Here is a 17,363-nt window from a genome sequence, read left to right as displayed (position 1 = left end):
GCAGCGGGCGGACGACCCGGTCCGGACACCACCGTCCGGCCCGGACCCGCCGCGCCCGCCGGGTCAGCCGATCCGCGTCAGCTTCGCCCCGAACGACGGCTCGTCGAGATTCTTCTGGAGCGCCACCGGCACCTTCAGCGCGGCCGGGCCGTCGCCCACCGTCAGCACGCCGACCTCGGTGCCCGCCTTCGCGGTGTGCGGGAGGCCCTTGCCGCCGGCGGCCAGCTTCATCTGTGCCTTCTTGCCGGGCCAGCCGACCGCCCTGACGTCCTTGGTGGCGACCACCGGCGTACGTCCTCCCAGCCCGTCGTCGACATGGCCGACAACCTGTCCCTTCTTGACCACCGTGGCGGAGACCAGAGTGCCCCGGACGGCCTCGATCAGCTTCCTGCTGCGGTTCAGGACCAGTTCCAGGCTGCTGCTGCCGTTGGGGTCCGGGCCCTTGACGTGCTGGCCCATCGTGACACCGAGGACCAGTACGGTCCTTTCGCCCACCGTCTTGTAGGACGCCCACATCAGCGCACCGCCGGCCGCCGAGCTGGAACCGGTCTTGATGCCCGCGACGCTCAGCCCGCGCTCCGCGACCAGCTTGTTGTTGTTGTAGATCCGCTCCGGGAGGCCGTCCTGGGCGTCCGGCAGGGCGACGACCTGCCGGAAGGCGTCCATCTTCATGACCTCCTCGGCCAGCTTGAGCTGGTCGACGGCGGTGCTGACGGTCGACTTGTCCAGGCCGCTGGGGTCGGTGTAGGTCGTGTTCTTCATGCCCAGGTCCTTGGCGGCGTCGTTCATCTTCTTCACGAACGCCTTCTCGGACGGCGCGCCCCAGCGGGCGAGCTGCCGGGCGATGTTGTTGCCCGAGGGGATCATCAGCATCTGGAGCATCTTCAGCTCGCTGTACTGCTGACCCTCCTGGAGACCCTGGACCTTCGACTCGTCCTCGGCGTCCTGGTCCTTCACCGCCGCGGCGTCGATCCGGATCTTCGGGCCCTCCTCCTTCTTCTTCAGAGGGTGTTCCTTGAGGATGACGTAGGCCGTCATCACCTTGGCGACACTCGCGGTCGGCAGCGGCTTCTGGTCTCCGTACGTACCCAGGCTGCCCGCCCCCACGACCTTCGCGGCGGACTGTCCCTGCTCGGGCCACGGCAGGGCGGAGTCGCCGCCCTGGTAGGTGTACGAGACGGAGCTGCCCAGGCCGAGCGCCGGGGCCGGCAACGGGCGTACCGCCTGGACGATCACGAAGACCAGCACGAGCAGCGCGACCAGCGGGGTCCAGATCTTCAGCCGGCGCGCGATCGTGCGGATCGGGGTCGGGGGCGGCGGCGGGGTGTTGGTGAGCTGGGCGAGGAGGTCCAGCGGCGGCAGCGGCTGCTGCGACGTCCGCCCGGCCCCGGGCAGGTCCGCCGGCCGCTGGGCCCCGGTCTGCCCGCCCGTCTCCTCGGCCGTTCCCTTGGGTGCTTCCCCGGCCGCTGCCTCGGGTGACTTCTTGGCAGCCCCGTCACCCTTTCCGCCGACCGGCTTCTGACCCGGCTTGTGGCCCGGCTTCTGGCCCGGCTTGTCGGTCACCACGGGCTTCGGGGGCTTGAGCCGGGGCGCGTCGGTGGACTTCAGGGCCACGAACTGGCTGGTCCGCTCGGAATCCGACTCCACACCGGGAGTACGGTCCTCGGCGCTCTTCTCCGGCTTCTGCAGCTTCTCCGGCTTCTCCGGTGCCTTTTCCGGTACGCCTGCACCCGAAGGCCGTACGGCCTTGATCGCCGTCGTGGGCTGATCGACCGGCTTCCCGGCTCCGTCCCCGGAAGCCGTCTCCGGCCCGGGAGCGGGCTCGGGCGTCGGCCGCTGCTTCGCGATGGCGAACGACCTGGTCGCGTTGTCGACCGGCGCCTGACCGTCCTTCTCCGCGGCGGGCACCTTGAACACCGCGGTCGCCTGGTCCACGGCCACGGCCTGGGGCGCGTCACCCGACTCCTTGGACGCGGCCTGGGAAACCGGCTCGGAAGCGGCCTTCTCCTCCGGCGCATCCTTTGCACCGGCATCGTTGGCAACAGTCTTCCCGGAAGCCCCAGCCTTCCCGGACGCCCCGGCCGTCTTCCGCTCGGTGCTCTCCGGCTTCTTCGGCTTCTCCGGGTTCTCCGGCTCCTTCGGAAGCTCCGGCTTTTTCACCGGTTCGGCCGATCCGTCCGCCGCGGCATCCCCCGACGCCTTCGGCGCCGTATCGTTCCGCTTCGCCTTACCGGCCTCCTCGGCCTCCTCGGCCTCCTTGACGCTGCCGGACTTCTCGGAGCTCCCAGCCTTCTCGGAGCTCCCAGCCTTCTCGGAGTTATCGGGCTTCACGGCCTCGGCGGCCTCATCGGCCTTCGCCGGTCCGGTGGGCTTCTCCGGCGCGCCACGGAAGACCGTGAGCCGCGGATCGTGTTCCCTCCCCGCCGTCTCCCCCGACGACTTCTTCTGCTCCGGCTTGCCGGGGGACTCGCCCGCCACCGATGTCTCCTTCGTACGTCGCGTCATACGTCGCGCTGCTGCCTTGCCCAGTGTTCCCAAGTGTCCTGTGTCCGTGGAGCCCCGCCCCACCGCCACGCGAACCACGGCCCGTCGCACCCCGCGGAAGGCGTCGTCCCCGCGATGTACGAGAACGACATACCTACCGGTTCCATACGAAACCCCCCACGCACTCTCGACAGATGAATGTGAGAGGGGTCACCCTGTCATTCATCCACGCGGGGAGGCATGGATGGGCAGGAGCCGCAGAACAATTCCGGAGGAGCTTCTGCTGCTCGCTTTGGACCCGGCAACGGGAACCACAGCGCAGCCGCAGTCGCTCGACCTCGGTCTTGCCGGGGCCCAGCTAGTGGAGCTGGCTCTGGCGGGACGGATAGCCCCTGACGGGGATCGTATCGCCGTGGTGCTGCCACGGCCGACCGGAGATCCGACGCTGGACTCCGCGCTCGAACTGCTGCGACGCCGCGGCAGCCCGGTGCGCGCCGTCCACTGGATCGGCGGGCCCCGTCTGGGGCTGCGCCAGACGTATCTCACGCATCTGGAGCGGTGCGGCATGGTGCATGCCGTGGCCGGTCAGATGTGCGGGGTACTGCCGACAACGCGCTACCAAGCGACGGACACGGCCATAAGCCGGGAGATCAGGACCCGGCTGGACTGCGCGATCCGTACCGGCGTACCGCCGGACCCGCGGACCGCCGCGCTCGCCGCCCTGGCCCACGCGGTCGGGCTCGGCAAGCATCTGTATCCCGGCAACGAGGGACGCTCCTCGCGCTCCCGGCTCCGGGATCTGATCCGCCACGACCCCATGGGCGGACTGGTCGCCCATGCCGTCATGGACGTACAGAACGGCGTCGCGGCCCAGCCGCGGCGCGCACCGGCGACGGCACCCGGGCCGCTTCCCGGATCCGGCCGCCGGCCGGCGGCGCGGGTCGCGGCGGAGCCGGGCGTGCCGGCCCAGTCGCGGCACGGCACGATGGCCCGCGTCGGCGCCCGGTGACGGTGCCACCGCGCGTCGGCGGGCCATGACGGGCGTCCGCCGGCAGGACGCAGGAGAGCACCACCGACGAGTACGACACCGACGAACCGCAGCACAGCACTGACCCCCGACGGCGACCGCACCGACCGCACCACCGCACGTACGCGCCGGCCCTCGGCGCACCGCACACACCGCACCGCACACGACGCAACCACCGCGCACAGGGCGCGCACACGCGTACGGGGACCGAGCACACCGCACATACACCAGTACCCGCATCATCGGCACCACCCGCACCACACAGACACTCCGCACCACCACACATCACCACGCACCGCCGAGCGCCACACCACGCACCACTACGTGTCGCCGAGCACCACCACGCACCACAGCACGCACCGCACACAGTCCCCACCATCCCGTTCGGGAGCCGCGGCAAGCGCGGGGTGGCGCCCCGGCCCGTCGAGGAAGACGGCCGGTCCGCCACCCCGCGCGTACGTCTGCTCGCCTGGTGTGTCCATTTGCCAGCGCCGCCGCAACCAGTGGTGGCAGTCTGCTGAGCAGAAGAAAACAGCAGTACGGAGCCGGAGGTGCACATCCCGTGGCGTCCAATGTCAATCCCACCGTCAGGCGACGCCGGCTGGGCCAGGAGCTGCGCAGGCTCCGTGAGGTCAAGGGCATGACGGCGGAAGAGGTGGCCGAGCGGCTGCTCGTCTCGCAGTCGAAGATCAGCCGCCTGGAGAACGGCCGCCGCAGCATCAGCCAGCGCGATGTCCGCGACCTGTGCGGGGTCTACGAGGTCGAGGACCGCCGCATCGTCGAGTCGCTCATGCAGATGGCCAAGGATTCGCGGCAGCAAGGGTGGTGGCACGCCTTCGGGGACATCCCGTACAGCGTCTACATCGGCCTGGAGACCGAGGCGGCCTCCTTGCGGGTGTACGAGTCCCTGCTGGTGCCCGGCCTGCTCCAGACCCCGCGTTACGCCGAGGCGGTCATCCCCGGAACGGTGCCGGAACTGACCCCCGAGCAACTGGAGAAACGTATCCAGGTGCGGATGCGCCGCCAGGACCGGGTCCAGAACCCCGACAGTCCGCTGCGGCTGTGGGTGGTGCTGGACGAGAGCGCGCTGCGCCGGGTGGTCGGCAACCACCTCATCATGCGCGAGCAGCTCGACCACCTCGTCGAGCTGAGCAATCTGCCGCATGTGACGGTGCAGGTGCTGCCGTACGACACCGGGGCGCACGCGGGCATGTCGGGGACGTTCTCGATCCTGGAGTTCGACGACGCGGCGGATTCCAGCGTGGTCTACATCGAAGGCGTCACCAGCGATCTGTACCTGGAGAAGACCAACGACGTGCACAAGTACACGATCATGTACGAGCATCTGCGGGCGCAGGCGCTGAATCCCGACCAGAGCAGGGAGTTCATCGACGCGGCGGCCAAGAAGCACGCCGACAGCGCCCGTTGAGGGTGCGGCGCGGCGCACCGAGGCCCCGGCGCGGTACGAGTGCGACCCCACGCGTTCGAGGTGAGCAGTCGAACGTCTGATTCCGCACGAGGGTTCGGCACCGTACACCCGCCCCACCCCGCTTGAAAAGAGATCAAGGAATATGCCATTCGGATGGGTGAACTCCCCCTGCCAGACATGATGTTGGCGCGTAGCGTCAGCAGTGCCGAATCCGCGGCAACTCAGATTGAGTCGGAGTGAACATGGCCATTCAGCCCAATTCCGCGTTTTCCTGGACCAAGTCCTCGTACTCCGGTGGCAACGGCGCCTGCGTCGAGATCGCCGTCCCGACAGCAACCGCCATCGCCGTGCGCGACTCCAAGGACCCCGAGGGTCCGCGCCTGACGTTCGACGCCTCCTCCTGGAGCACCTTCGTGGCGAAGGTCTCCGGCGGGACGTACGACCTGGCCTGACGGCCGGCGCCGTTCGTACCGTTCGCGTGGACCACATGGGCCGCGGTGACCGCACCCTCCGCAGGATCCGCAGAAACCGCAAATAACCGCAGGTAACCGCAGAAGTAACCCATCGCGGTGACCGCATACCCAGGTCCATGGCACCACCAGTACCACCAGCACGACCCAGAGCCCTCTCGACTGGATCGCCGTCCCGGCCGAGGGGGCTCGGCCCTGTCCGCACCCACACACCTACGCACCCGCGTACCCACGCACCCGCCGGCCCGCGCCGTACCCGGACCGTACGGGTCAGCGCAATTCGTCCACGTACCGGTCCGTCCCCGGGACGGTGGGGATGAACGGGGCGACCAGCTCCACCCGCCCCAGCCCCGTCCCCGCGACCTCCTCCGGCAGCCCGGCGAAGTCCCGCGCCCACCGCTCCCGAGGGTCCTCCTGGAGGAACCACAGCAGCGTCAGCCGGGTGCCGGTCCCCTCGACCTGCTGCACGTACGTCATCCGGTCCCCGGGCAGCGGCGTCGGCCGGAAGACCGTGACCATGGCCGCAGGGGAACCGGCCAGCCGCCGCGGCAGGTGCTCCGCACACAGCCACTCCAGCAGCTCCGCCCGCCGCTTCGGCCCGTCGGCGTCGACGACCTCCAGGACCAGACCGGCGTAGGGGTGGTCCAGCGCATGGAAGTCGCGGGGGCCCGCCGCGCCGTCCCGGTAGACGGTGGCCTCGTGGTCGTGGAAGGCGGTGAAGACATGCGTACGGTCGTGGTGGACGCGACCGTCGCGGAGCAGCCGCTTGTTGATGGCGACCGTCCACCTCATGTGCTCCTCGTAACGGCCCTCGGTGATCCAGTAGGTGGACAGATAGCAGCCGGCCGTGACCGGCCTGGCGACCGCGGAGTCCCGCAGGACGCGCAGCAGCCGCAGTTCGCGGGTGGCCACCCAGCGGCGGCCCGCGTACATCCACGGCATCGCCATCGCCCCCGCGATGTAGTGGTCGTCCTCGTACCAGCGGTTGTAGGCGCGCTCATGGCCCGGGTGGGGCTCGACCATGGTGATCAGCGCGTGTCCGGGCCGTACTCCGTAGGGGCCCACGGCGGCCAGTTCGCCGTAGATTGCGCTGCGGACGCCCCCCTCGGCGCGGCTCCCCGCGTCCTCCCCCATGTCTTCTCCGGGCCCGTATCCGGGCCCGCTTCCGGTGTCTCCTGCGGCGCCTCTTCCGGTGTCTTCGGCCATGGCAAGGAGGTCTAGCCGACCCGCCCTCAGAAGAGAACAGATACGGACGGCGGCGCTCATCATGCGGGCACGCGTGCGCGCACGGCGCCCTCCCGCTTAAGCTCCCTGTACCCCCCAGCTAACGCGGGTTAACGTTGCCCACCCGGCAACCGGCACGCGCCGCGCGCTCCTCGCCCCACCGTCGAACCGCACGCAGCCCCACCGCCGAACCGCACGCCGACCCGCACGCCCAGCCATCCGTCGACCCACCCGCCCGGCCAACAGCTTTCCCGCACCCACCAGTTCATCCCACGCCGTACGAGCGATTGGAGCCGCTATGTCGGAAGCCGCCCTCGCCTCCGCCCCCGCCCCCGTTCCCCCGCTGGCCGCCCGCGCGGCGGACACCGGCGGCTCGCCGGTGCGCGAGATCCTCGCCCTGACCGCGCGCCCGGAGGTCATCTCCTTCGCCGGCGGCCTCCCGGCCGGCGAACTCTTCGACGCCGCCGGCATAGCCGAGGCTTTCCGGCACGTACTGACGCAGGCCCCGCAGCGGGCGCTCCAGTACTCCACGACCGAGGGCGACCCGGGGCTGCGCGCGGCCGTCGCGGCCCGGGCCACCGGCCGCGGTCTGCCCACCACCCCGGACGACCTGATCATCACCACCGGTTCGCAGCAGGGCCTGACGCTGCTGGCGACGGCGCTCCTGGAGCCGGGCGACGTGGTCCTGGCCGAGGACCCCTGCTACCTGGCCGCACTCCAGGTCTTCTCCTTCGCGGGGGCCCGGGTCGTGCCGGTGCCCACCGACGACGAGGGCATCGACCCGGCCGCGCTGGACGAGATCGCCGCGCGGGAGCGGCCCAAGCTGCTCTACATCGTGCCGACCTTCCAGAACCCCACGGGCCGTACGCTCTCCGCCGAGCGGCGCGCCGCGGTCGGCCGGGTGGCGGCGCGGCGCGGGGTGTGGATCGCCGAGGACGACCCGTACGGCGAGCTGCGCTTCGAGGGCGAGCCGGTGCCGTGGCTGGCGTCCTTCCCGGGCGCCGAGGACCGTACGGCGCTGCTCAGCTCCTTCTCCAAGATCATGGCGCCGGGACTGCGGCTGGGCTGGCTGCGCGCGCCCGCCGCGCTGCGCCGCGCCTGCGTCATAGCCAAGCAGGCCGCGGACCTCCACACCTCGACCGTCGACCAGGCGGCGGCAGCGCGCTACCTGGAGACCACCGACCTGGACGCGCACCTGGACCGGGTGCGCGGCGCCTACCGCGCCCGCCGCGACGCGCTGGTCGGCGGCCTGGGCGAGGCGCTGCCCGACGGCTCCACCTGGAACCGGCCGCAGGGCGGGATGTTCGTCTGGGCGCGGATGCCGGCCGGGTACGACGCCACGGCGCTGCTGCCGCAGGTGGTACGGCACGATGTCGCGTACGTCCCGGGGGCGCCCTTCTTCACGGGCCCGGCGGACCCCGGCACGATGCGCCTGTCGTTCGTGACCCACTCCCCCGAGGAGATCCAGGAGGGACTGCGCCGCCTCGCCCTGACGCTGCGCGATTAGGCGCCGGCCCGGTGAGCCGGCCGGGCACGGCGGTGTGACGGGCCGGACGGGCGGCGGGACCGGTGGCAGGACGGACGGCCGGACCGGTGGCGGGACGGACCGCCGGACCGGTGGCCGGACCGATAGCCGGGGAGAGCAGTACCGCCGCCCTGGTCATCCACCGGCCGCCGCCCTACCCTGACGGCCCGTCACCCACTCGACCGGCCGGAGGCGTCATGCCGCTGCGGAACAAGACCGTCGTCGTCTCCGGCGTCGGCACCGGCCTCGGCCATCAGGTCGCGGCGGCATGCCTCCGGGACGGCGCCCGGGTCGTCCTGGGCGCCCGTACGGAGGAGAACCTGGCCGCCTGTGCCGCGCGGCTGGACCCCTCGGGCGAGCGTACGGCCTGGCGCGCCACGGACATCACCGACGAGGACCGGTGCGCGTCCCTGGCCGCGCTCGCCGCCGACCGCTTCGGCGGCATCGACGCGGTGGTCCATGTGGCGGCGCTGGACTCCCACTTCGGCGGCCTGGAGGACGCCGACTTCGACGCCTGGCAGCGCGTGGTGGACGTCAACCTCTTCGGGACGCTGCGGATGACCCGGGCCTGTCTGCCGTCGATGAAGGAGCGCGGCGGCGGGTCGGTGGTCTTCATCGGGACGCAGTCCTCCCTCGCCGCCCCCTCGCGGGTGCCGCAGGCGGCGTACGCGGCCTCCAAGGGCGCCCTGGTCTCGGCGATGTACTCACTGGCGCGCGAGCTGGGCCCGTACCGCATACGGGTCAACACCGTGCAGCCCGGGTGGATGTGGGGGCCGCCGGTCCAGGCGTACGTACAGCTCACCGCGGAATCCGAGGGCATCCCGGAGCCGGAGGTGCTGGGCCGGCTCACCGGACGCATGGCGCTGCCGGAGATGGCCACGGACGGTGACGTGGCCGAGGCGGCGGCCTTCCTGGCGTCCGACCGGGCCCGCGCCATCACCGGGCAGTCCCTGCTGGTCAACGCGGGCGAGCTGATGCGGTAGCGCCCGGCTCCGGTGAGGAGAGCCGACGCGTACGGTCGGCGCAACTCACCGGCGCGACTCCCCGGTGCGACTCCCCGGTGCGGCGTTCCGGCGCGCCGCCCCCGCCGTACGCGCTGGAGCAGGCATCCGTCTCATCGCCCGCGGGAGTGACGTCCGGGCGGCGCGCGCATAACGGGCCGACCCGGGGCACAGCCTTCCTGCGGGCGCCCGGGAGCGGGCCGCCCCGCCGCGCGTTTCCGGTACGCGTGGCCGAGAGGGAGGGGGAACTCCTGATGCACACGATGCACACGCCTCGACGTTCCACGGTGCGGGCGGCCACCGTACTGACCGGGCTGCTCCTGGCCCTGACGCCCACGGTCGCCCACGCCGCGGCCCCGAAGGCCGCCCCGGCGACCACCAGCACGCTGTCGGCCGCCGCGTACTGCGGTTACTACGACGGCAACGCGACCACCCGGCGGGGGGACACCGGCGACCGGGTCCGGGAAATCCAGTGCGTCATCAATCACTGGTCGGGCCAGCAGGCGCTCGCGGTGGACGGCGTCTTCGGGCCCCGCGTGGAGAGCTGGGTCGTGTACTTCCAGGATGTCAACGGCCTGCGGGTGGACGGCATCGTCGGCCCGCAGACCTGGGCGGCCCTGCGCGCCGTCTGACGCCCGCCGGACCCGCTGCACCGCGAGGACACGCACCACAGCGCCCTCCCCGGCCACGGAGGCCGGGGAGGGCGCTGTGCCGTCGCCGGTGACTACTTGGTGTAGCCGATGTGCTCGTAGGTGACGTCGGCCATGCCGAAGGCACCGAAGTTGGCGAGGTTGCTCTTGACCGCGACGATGTCGGGGCGCTGGTAGAGGGTCAGCAGACCGGCGAGCTTCCACACCTCGGCGTCGGTCTCGTTGATGACCTTCAACGACGCCTCGGCGTCCGTGGTCCGGCTGGCCTTCTTCATCAGCTCGTCGACCTTCTCACTGCCGACCTGGGCCTCGTTGTTGCCGCCCTTGGTGGTGTAGACGTTGGACGCGCCGCTGGAGGGGAACGGCGTACCCATCAGGGCGTACACCGACATGTCGAAGTCGTTCGGGTCGATGTACTTGGTGAAGAAGTCGTTCGACGGGACCGACTGGATCTTGACCTTGATGCCGACCTGGCCCAGCATCTGGGTCAGCATGGAGCCCTCGTTGGCGGAGACCGCGGTGCCGGACGGGATCACCAGCCGCAGCGCCAGTTCCTTGCCGTCCTTCTTGCGCACCTCGCCGTTGAGCTTCCAGCCCGCCTCGTCCAGCAGCTTCGCAGCGGCCTTGGGGTCGTACTTGGCCAGGTCGCCGCCGTTCTCCTGGTAGCCCTTGGCGTTGTTGACCAGGAAGTGGTTGTTCATGACGGTCGGCTTCCAGCCGAGGTTCTTCAGGTCCGACTTGGCGATGGTCTCCCGGTCGACGGCCTGGAAGATCGCCTGGCGGACCTTGACGTCGGTCAGCAGCGGACTCTTGCCGTTGAGGGTCAGGTGGCGGTAGTTGGGGCCGCCGGCCTCACGGATCGTGGCGCCCTTGACCTTGGACGCCTGCTTGAAGGCGGACGCGTCGGGGCCGACGTTGAAGGTGTCCAGCTCGCCGTTGCTGAAGGCGCCCGGCATGGTGGAGCCCTCCATGGCATGGAAGACGATCTTGTCGAGCTTGGCCTTGTCGCCCCAGAAGTCCTTGTCGGCGACGATGGTGACCGTCTGTGCCGTCTTGTCGATGCTGCCGAGCTTGAAGGCGTTGCCGGTGACCGGGATCTTGTTGAGGTAGCCGGAGTTGAAGGACTCGGCGTCCTTGAAGTACTTCGCCGGGTAGATCGGCGTGTTGTTGGGAGCGCCGAACAGGGCCCGCCAGTCCGCGTAGGGCTGGCCGAAGGTGACGACGGCCTCGTAGTCGTCCTTGCCCTTGGCCACCGAGGTCACCTCCTCGTACCCGGCCGCGGCGGCGATCTTGAACTCCTTGTCCTTGCCGCTCATGACCTTGACGTTGGCCTCAAGGTCCTTGTACGTGATCGGGGTGCCGTCCGACCACTTGGCCTTGGGGTTCAGGTGGTAGGTGACGATCTGCTTGCCACCCTCCTCCTTGCTCTGCGCGTCCAGCAGGAATGCCTTGTTGGGGACGATCTCGCCGGTCGCCGTCGCGTGCCACAGGGAGGGCATCAACGCCTGCATCACCGTGTTGGTCGCGTAGTCCGCGCCGTCGATCTCCAGCACGTTCCACTGCGTCGAGAGCTGGTCGATGCCCCAGTTGAGGGTCCCGCCCTGCTTCAGCTTCGCCGGGTCCGTCTTGTTGATGTCCTGCGCGGTCGACTTGGGCGCGTCCTTCGCGGCGCGCGCGTCGTCGTCCCCGCCCGAACCACCGCAGGCGGTCAGCATCAGTGAGGACACCGCGGCGGTGGCGATGAGGGAGAGCGGGACTCTGGAGAGCTTCATGGGAGAGGTCCCCTTTCTTTCGGGGCGTGGGCGTGGTGGGAAGAGTTCTCTCTGGGCTTGGTCGCGTGGTGAGGAAGACGAACGGCTGGTCTTCGGCTCAGACGACTTCGAGCGGGGCGGCGTAGTGGCAGGCGGCCTCGTGGTCCGTGCCGTCCGCGCCCAGCGGCGAGGCCACCGGGTCCTCCTCGCGGCAGCGCCGCCGCTCGTCCTCACCGAGCGCCGCGAACTTCGGGCAGCGGCCCTGGAAGCGGCAGCCGGAGGGGACGTCCGCGGGGCTGGGCAGATCGCCGCTGAGCAGGATGCGGGTGCGGGCCCGCTCCTTGCGCGGGTCGGGCAGCGGTACGGCGGACAGCAGGGCCTGGGTGTACGGGTGGGAGGGCTCGGTGAAGACCTGGTCCGCCGTGCCCGACTCCACGATCCGGCCCAGGTACATCACCGCGATGCGGTCGGCGATGTGCCGTACGACGGACAGGTCGTGGGCGACGAAGAGATAGCTCAGGCCCATCCGGGTCTTCAGCTCGTCCAGGAGGTTCAGGACCCCCGCCTGGATGGAGACGTCCAGCGCGGAGACCGGCTCGTCCAGGATGACCAGCTTGGGTTCCAGGGCCAGCGCGCGGGCGATGGAGATGCGCTGGCGCTGGCCGCCGGAGAACTCCTGCGGGTAGCGGTCGGCGTGCTCGGCCTCCAGGCCGACCATCTCCAGCAGCTCGGGCACCCGGGCCGCGATCCGGTCCTTGGCCCAGCCGTGGGTCTTCAGCGGCTCGGCGAGGATGTCGCCGACCGGCATCCGGGAGTCCAGGGCGGCCATCGGGTCCTGGAAGACGATCTGCATGTCGCGGCGCAGGCCCTTGCGGTCCGCGCGGCTCAGGCCCCGGATGTCCTTGCCGAAGACGGTGACGGTGCCGGCCTGGCCGCTGGGCAGGTCCAGGATCTCCAGGAGTGTGGTGGTCTTGCCGCAGCCGGACTCGCCGACCAGGCCGAGGGTCTCGCCTTCCCGTACGTCCAGGCTGATGCCGTCCACGGCGCGTACGGTCCCCACCGTGCGCTTGACGATGGCGCCCTTGGTCAGCGGGAAGTGCTTGACCAGGCCGTCCAGCGCCAGGACGGTGGGCCGCTGCTCGCGCGGCAGCCGCTCGGTGGCGTTGGGTGCGGGCAGCTCGGGGACGGGGAAGACCGCGTCCCGGGGCAGCGCGTCCGTACCGATCTCGTGGGCGCGGTGGCAGGCTACGGGGTGGCCCGCGCCGTCGTCCGCGTCCTTCCCCGGCTTTCCCGCAGATGCTCCCGCTCCCGGAACCACCAGCTCCGGTTCCGTCTCGCGGCAGCGGTCCACGGCGACCGGGCAGCGCGGCGCGAAGGGGCAGCCGGGCGCGAGGTCGGACATGGTGGGCGGATTGCCGTGTACGGGGACCAGGGCGCCGTGCCCGGTGTCGTCCAGGCGCGGGATCGAGCCCAGCAGGCCGATGGTGTACGGCATGCGGGGCGCGTAGTAGACCTCGTCCACCGAGCCGGTCTCCACCGGCCTGCCCGCGTACATCACCTGCACCCGGTCGGCGAAGCCGGCGATCACCCCGAGGTCATGGGTGATCATGACGATGGCGGCGCCGGTCACCTCCTGCGCGGTCTTCAGGACGTCCAGGACCTGCGCCTGGATGGTGACGTCCAGCGCGGTGGTCGGCTCGTCCGCGATGATGACCTGCGGGTCGTTGGCGATGGCCATCGCGATCATCGCGCGCTGCCGCATACCGCCGGAGAACTCGTGCGGGAAGGCGTCCACGCGGCGCCGCGGGTCGGGGATGCCGACGACGTCCAGCAGCTCGATCGCCCGCTTGCGGGCGGCGGCCTTGTCCAGGTCCTGGTGGACGCGGAGCGCCTCGATGATCTGGTTGCCGACGCTGTAGACGGGGGTGAGGGCGGACAGCGGGTCCTGGAAGACCATGCCGATGCCCTTGCCGCGGATCTTGGACATCGCGGCGTCCCCGAGGCCGAGCAGTTCGCGTCCCTCCAGCTTGACGGACCCCTTGACCTCGGCGGCGGGGGGCAGCAGCCCCAGGACGGCCATCGAGGACACCGACTTGCCTGAGCCCGACTCGCCGACGATGCCGAGCACTTCCCCGGGCCGTACGGCGTAGCTGACCCCGCGCACGGCGTGTACGGGACCGGCCTCGCTGGGGAAGGAGACGTGCAGGTCGGTCACTTCCAGGACGGGCCGGGCCGCGGCCCGGGCCGTGTCGTGCTGCTCGGTCACCGGGTGGCGCCTTCCTTGAGGGGCTTGCTGGTCGCTGCGCGGTTCTTCCTGCGGGCCGGGCGGGCCTTGGCGCGCGTGGAGTTGGGGTCCAGCGCGTCCCGCAGGCCGTCGCCGATGAAGGCGATGGACAGGCCGATCAGGACCAGGCAGCCGGCGGGGAAGAAGAACAGCCAGGGGTAGGTGGAGGCGTTGGTGGTGTTGTCGGCGATGACCGTGCCCAGGGAGACGTCCGGGGCCTGGACGCCGAAGCCGAAGTAGGACAGTCCGCTCTCCCCGATGACCGCGGCGCCTGCCTGGATGACGGTGTCGATGATCAGCATCGAGGCCATGTTGGGCAGGATGTGCCGGAAGATGATGACGGGGGCCGGTACGCCCATGTACTTAGCAGCCTTGACGAACTCCCGGTCCTTGAGGGTGAAGGTCATGCTGCGGACGACCCGGCCGGTGATCATCCAACTGAAGGCGCCGAGCAGCGCGACGAACACCAGCCAGCTCGAATCGCGGAACATCGGGGACATCACGGCGATGATCAGGAAGGACGGCATGACCAGCAGCAGGTCCACCAGCCACATCAGCACCCGGTCGGCCCAGCCGCCGAAGTAGGCGGAGAAGGCCCCGACGACGGCCGACAGGAAGGTGGAGATGATGCCCACCAGCAGGCCGATGACCAGCGACTTCTGGAGGCCGCGCATGGTCAGTGCGAACAGGTCCACGCCGCCCTGGGTGGTGCCCCACCAGTGCTCGCCGGAGGGCCCCGACATGAAGTTCAGGAAGTCGTGGGACTTGTAGTCCCACTTGGTCAGCAGCGGGCCCGCGTACGCGGCGAGGAAGAGCAGGATCAGCACCGCCAGCCCGAACAGCGCGAGCCGGTTGCGGGCGAAGCGGCGTACGGTCAGCCGGGCCCGCGAGGTACGGCGCGGGGCGACCGCGGTGGTGCCCTCTTCGACGGGGGCGGGCAGTGGTGCGGGGGCCGGGTCGGCCACGGGTGGTTGCTGGACGCTCATCGCGCGTTCTCCAGAGGAAACGACGGGTGGGGTGACGGGCCGGGTCGGGCGGGTGGCTCAGCGCACCCGTACGCGCGGATCCAGGGCCGCGTACAGCAGGTCGGAGAGCAGACCGGCGATCAGGACCAGGACGGCGGTGAACAGGCCGACGGTGGCCACCGAGTTGACGTCCTGCTTGGTGATCGAGTCGACGAGCAGCTCGCCCATGCCGTGCCAGCCGAAGGTCTTCTCGGTGAAGGTGGCGCCGGTGAACAGCAGCACGATGTTGTAGACCAGCAGCGGTACGACCGGCAGGATCGCGGTCCGCAGGCCGTGTTTGACCAGGGCCGTGCGGTGCCGTAGCCCCTTGGCGCGGGCGGTGCGCAGGAAGTCCGAGCCGAGCACGTCCAGCATGGTGCTGCGCTGGTAGCGGCTGTAGAGGGCGACCTGGACGATGATCAGGGTCAGCGCGGGCAGCAGCATGTGCTGGGCACGGTTGACCAGTGCGTCCCAGTTCCACTGCCCGGCGAACTGGGCGTCGTACTCGCCGAGGACCTTCAGGGTCTGCGAGCCGTCGTTCAGGATGGTGGCGCCGATCTTCAGCGCGACGCCGATGACGAACACCGGCATGGCCAGCACGAAGAAGGACGCCAGGGTCGTGAATCTGTCGAAGAACCGGTACTGGCGGATCGCGCCCAGGGTGCCCACGGCCACGCCCAGGGCGGAGCCGATGAGGGTGGCGAGCAGCAGCAGCCGGGTGCTGACGCCGACGCGGCGGCCGAAGTCGTCGTTGACGGAGTCGCCCTCGATGGTCTTGCCGAGGTCGCCGTGCACGACGTCGCCGGCCCAGTGCACGAAGCGGGTCACCACGGGGGTGTCCGGGTTCATGTTGTAGTCGTCGAGCGTCCTGCTGATGGCGGTCTCGGAGAGCGGGGGGTTGCGGCCCTCGAACTTCGCCCGCGGGTTGAGGGTCAGCCCTGCCAGAAAGTACGTCAGAGACGCCGCGACGATCACCAGAACCAGGTAGTTGGCCAGGCGGCGCAGCATGTAGCGGCCCATGGTGCCTCTTCCCCTCGTACGAACCGCTCCTGGCCGAACTGCTGTTTCTCGGTCGCGGCGGTGCGGTCGGGAGGGTGACGCACGGGGATCGTGCGTACGGCAGCGTCTCGGTATGCGGACTCGCGATACGGCAAACGGTGTGTAACTGGCCGTTGGTCGACGGCTTGCGGCACATCTTGCATGCGGTCGCCATGTTTGTCGACCAAACGATTTTTTTGCCAACAGCTAGTGAACGCTCCTGCTTTGAAGGGCAATTCGGGCAGCGATTGCCGTTACGTAGGTCAAGTCGGGTGTTCGGTGCGGCATTCGCAGGCGTCTTGGCGTGGCCGGTCACTTTGTCCGCTATACGAACGTCGGTGTCTGGAAAACGCGACGTGGCGCAGCTCACACGGCGGCCGGGAACCGGAGTGGGGGCGAAGCGGAGACGAGGCCGAAACGAAGCGGGAGGCGGACCGAGGAGTTCCAGAAAGGCGTCACCGTGCGTCAACTTTCAACGGGAGTCGCTGCCCGCCGACGTCGGCCGGTATCGGCCGGTATCGGCCGCTACGGCCCCGGGCCCAGGCGCCCGGGCACTTCACCGGCCGTGGGCTGGGCATGCTCTCCCCATGCCCGAGTTCGAGTGGGATCGCACCACGATGGCCATCGTCGCCTGCGCCCTGGCCGGGGACAGCGACGGCGCGGTGGAACTCCTCCGGCCGCTTCCGCAGCGCGACGTGTGCCACATCGCGGTACGGCTGGCCGCGATGGCCGCCGACGCGCTCATCGTCGCCGCACAGGACACCGGCGGCGACCGGGAGGAGGCACTGGCGCACTGGCAGCAGTGCATCCTCCAGCACGAGTCGGAGCACGGCGCGGAGTAGGCGCCGGACGCTGTCCGCCACGGCGCCTGGGTCCAGCCCCTACAGCCTGGTCCAGCCCTTGGAGCTTGGTCCGGCCCTCACAGCTTGGTCCAGGTGAAGGCGACCTTGTCCCCCGCCTTGATACGGAACTGGCAGCCGCCGACCGGGGTGGGAGTGCCGTTGACGGAAATGTTCCAGTAGGCGTCGGAGCCGCCGCCGGTGCCCGCGACGGTGGTCACGAAGTAGTCGTCGAACGACGGGTACCAGGTGCCGTCCCAGGTGAAGTGCTGCTTCTTGGCGGCATCGTCGAGGGCGGCGGTGGGCGTGGCCCCCGGGGTGGGATTCGCGCCATTGTTGGTGCCGTCGCACTTGTGGGTGCCGCCCGAGGCCGTGGTGACGGTGTGGCCGGTGGTGGCGACCGGGCCGTTGAAGAGCGTGCTGTTGTCGGGGCCGCGGACGGTGAGGGTCACGGTGACCGGGGCGTTGGCCTTCGCCGCGGCGGGCGCGGCGGGGGCGGAGGCTGAGGCCGAGGCGACGGGGATCGCTCCAGTGAGAGCCAGGCCGAGCGCTGCGGTGAGGATCGTGGCGCGGCGGGCGAGGGTGTGGCGCATGGTGGGTGTGCTGCCTTTCGATGAGGTCGGTGCATGGCGGTGGC

General features: G+C 70.4%; 15 protein-coding genes. 7 read left to right on the top strand and 8 right to left on the bottom strand.

What is annotated here, in order from left to right:
* Positions 1-63: 63 nt before the first annotated feature.
* Positions 64-2,505 (bottom strand): serine hydrolase, encoded by a 2,442-nt coding sequence (locus KGS77_RS20325; RefSeq protein ID WP_242583900.1) that lies wholly within the window; start codon positions 2,503-2,505, stop codon positions 64-66.
* A 223-nt stretch (positions 2,506-2,728) separates the two neighbouring features.
* Between KGS77_RS20325 and KGS77_RS20320 the strand changes: the two genes are divergently transcribed.
* Positions 2,729-3,493, top strand: a complete 765-nt coding sequence (locus tag KGS77_RS20320) for a GPP34 family phosphoprotein (RefSeq protein ID WP_242583898.1) — start codon at positions 2,729-2,731, stop codon at positions 3,491-3,493.
* A gap of 338 nt (positions 3,494-3,831) precedes the next feature.
* On the opposite strand, the gene KGS77_RS20315 is transcribed toward KGS77_RS20320, so the two are convergent.
* Entirely contained in the window at positions 3,832-3,993 is a 162-nt protein-coding gene (locus tag KGS77_RS20315) for a hypothetical protein (protein ID WP_242583896.1), read from the bottom strand.
* Between the two features lie 80 nt (positions 3,994-4,073).
* Here KGS77_RS20315 and KGS77_RS20310 point away from each other — a divergent pair, with 80 nt between their 5' ends.
* A complete protein-coding gene (locus KGS77_RS20310; RefSeq protein ID WP_242583894.1) occupies positions 4,074-4,940 on the top strand; it encodes a helix-turn-helix transcriptional regulator in 867 nt (288 codons plus the stop codon).
* Between the two features lie 242 nt (positions 4,941-5,182).
* Complete coding sequence (locus KGS77_RS20305) at positions 5,183-5,392, top strand: DUF397 domain-containing protein (protein ID WP_242583892.1); 210 nt, start codon at positions 5,183-5,185, stop codon at positions 5,390-5,392.
* Between the two features lie 288 nt (positions 5,393-5,680).
* Here the strand turns inward: KGS77_RS20305 and KGS77_RS20300 are convergent, their stop codons facing one another.
* Positions 5,681-6,544, bottom strand: coding sequence for a hypothetical protein (locus KGS77_RS20300; protein WP_242583890.1), 864 nt, complete (start codon positions 6,542-6,544; stop codon positions 5,681-5,683).
* Positions 6,545-6,932: 388 nt separating this feature from the next.
* Here KGS77_RS20300 and KGS77_RS20295 point away from each other — a divergent pair, with 388 nt between their 5' ends.
* The 3 genes from KGS77_RS20295 (at position 6,933) to KGS77_RS20285 (ending at position 9,792) form a co-directional block, all read left to right on the top strand.
* Positions 6,933-8,141, top strand: coding sequence for a PLP-dependent aminotransferase family protein (locus KGS77_RS20295; protein WP_242583888.1), 1,209 nt, complete (start codon positions 6,933-6,935; stop codon positions 8,139-8,141).
* Between the two features lie 215 nt (positions 8,142-8,356).
* Positions 8,357-9,142 carry an SDR family oxidoreductase gene (locus KGS77_RS20290; RefSeq protein ID WP_242583886.1) on the top strand — a complete coding sequence of 262 codons (786 nt, stop codon included), beginning with the start codon at positions 8,357-8,359 and terminating at the stop codon, positions 9,140-9,142.
* Positions 9,143-9,414: 272 nt separating this feature from the next.
* Entirely contained in the window at positions 9,415-9,792 is a 378-nt protein-coding gene (locus KGS77_RS20285) for a peptidoglycan-binding domain-containing protein (protein WP_242583884.1), read from the top strand.
* Positions 9,793-9,884: 92 nt separating this feature from the next.
* On the opposite strand, the gene KGS77_RS20280 is transcribed toward KGS77_RS20285, so the two are convergent.
* The 4 genes from KGS77_RS20280 to KGS77_RS20265 form a co-directional block, all read right to left on the bottom strand.
* Entirely contained in the window at positions 9,885-11,582 is a 1,698-nt protein-coding gene (locus KGS77_RS20280) for an ABC transporter family substrate-binding protein (protein WP_242583882.1), read from the bottom strand.
* A 97-nt stretch (positions 11,583-11,679) separates the two neighbouring features.
* Entirely contained in the window at positions 11,680-13,827 is a 2,148-nt protein-coding gene (locus tag KGS77_RS20275; RefSeq protein ID WP_242583880.1) for an ABC transporter ATP-binding protein, read from the bottom strand.
* The gene (locus tag KGS77_RS20270) at positions 13,824-14,831 is read right to left on the bottom strand and encodes an ABC transporter permease (RefSeq protein WP_242583878.1); all 1,008 of its coding nucleotides are present in this window, start codon (positions 14,829-14,831) and stop codon (positions 13,824-13,826) included. The genes KGS77_RS20275 and KGS77_RS20270 overlap by 4 nt, the downstream gene beginning before the upstream one ends.
* A 57-nt stretch (positions 14,832-14,888) precedes the next feature.
* Positions 14,889-15,869, bottom strand: coding sequence for an ABC transporter permease (locus tag KGS77_RS20265; protein ID WP_242583876.1), 981 nt, complete (start codon positions 15,867-15,869; stop codon positions 14,889-14,891).
* A gap of 605 nt (positions 15,870-16,474) precedes the next feature.
* Here KGS77_RS20265 and KGS77_RS20260 point away from each other — a divergent pair.
* A complete protein-coding gene (locus tag KGS77_RS20260) occupies positions 16,475-16,729 on the top strand; it encodes a hypothetical protein (protein ID WP_242583866.1) in 255 nt (84 codons plus the stop codon).
* A gap of 77 nt (positions 16,730-16,806) precedes the next feature.
* Here KGS77_RS20260 and KGS77_RS20255 read toward each other — a convergent pair whose 3' ends face one another.
* The gene (locus tag KGS77_RS20255) at positions 16,807-17,319 is read right to left on the bottom strand and encodes a DUF4430 domain-containing protein (RefSeq protein WP_242583865.1); all 513 of its coding nucleotides are present in this window, start codon (positions 17,317-17,319) and stop codon (positions 16,807-16,809) included.
* Positions 17,320-17,363 lie beyond the last annotated feature (44 nt).

It is taken from the genome of Streptomyces sp. MST-110588 (assembly GCF_022695595.1).
GTDB lineage: Bacteria > Actinomycetota > Actinomycetes > Streptomycetales > Streptomycetaceae > Streptomyces.
This window is presented reverse-complemented; position numbering and strand designations above follow the sequence as displayed.

Coding starts and splice junctions, on each gene's coding strand:
- KGS77_RS20255 (WP_242583865.1), bottom strand. CDS start 17,319: ATGCGCCACACCCTCGCCCGCCGCGCCACGATCCTCACCGCAGCGCTC.
- KGS77_RS20325 (WP_242583900.1), bottom strand. CDS start 2,505: ATGACGCGACGTACGAAGGAGACATCGGTGGCGGGCGAGTCCCCCGGC.
- KGS77_RS20300 (WP_242583890.1), bottom strand. CDS start 6,544: ATGGGGGAGGACGCGGGGAGCCGCGCCGAGGGGGGCGTCCGCAGCGCA.
- KGS77_RS20280 (WP_242583882.1), bottom strand. CDS start 11,582: ATGAAGCTCTCCAGAGTCCCGCTCTCCCTCATCGCCACCGCCGCGGTG.
- KGS77_RS20305 (WP_242583892.1), top strand. CDS start 5,183: ATGGCCATTCAGCCCAATTCCGCGTTTTCCTGGACCAAGTCCTCGTAC.
- KGS77_RS20290 (WP_242583886.1), top strand. CDS start 8,357: ATGCCGCTGCGGAACAAGACCGTCGTCGTCTCCGGCGTCGGCACCGGC.
- KGS77_RS20320 (WP_242583898.1), top strand. CDS start 2,729: ATGGGCAGGAGCCGCAGAACAATTCCGGAGGAGCTTCTGCTGCTCGCT.
- KGS77_RS20260 (WP_242583866.1), top strand. CDS start 16,475: ATGCCCGAGTTCGAGTGGGATCGCACCACGATGGCCATCGTCGCCTGC.
- KGS77_RS20265 (WP_242583876.1), bottom strand. CDS start 15,869: ATGGGCCGCTACATGCTGCGCCGCCTGGCCAACTACCTGGTTCTGGTG.
- KGS77_RS20315 (WP_242583896.1), bottom strand. CDS start 3,993: ATGGACACACCAGGCGAGCAGACGTACGCGCGGGGTGGCGGACCGGCC.
- KGS77_RS20295 (WP_242583888.1), top strand. CDS start 6,933: ATGTCGGAAGCCGCCCTCGCCTCCGCCCCCGCCCCCGTTCCCCCGCTG.
- KGS77_RS20285 (WP_242583884.1), top strand. CDS start 9,415: ATGCACACGATGCACACGCCTCGACGTTCCACGGTGCGGGCGGCCACC.
- KGS77_RS20270 (WP_242583878.1), bottom strand. CDS start 14,831: ATGAGCGTCCAGCAACCACCCGTGGCCGACCCGGCCCCCGCACCACTG.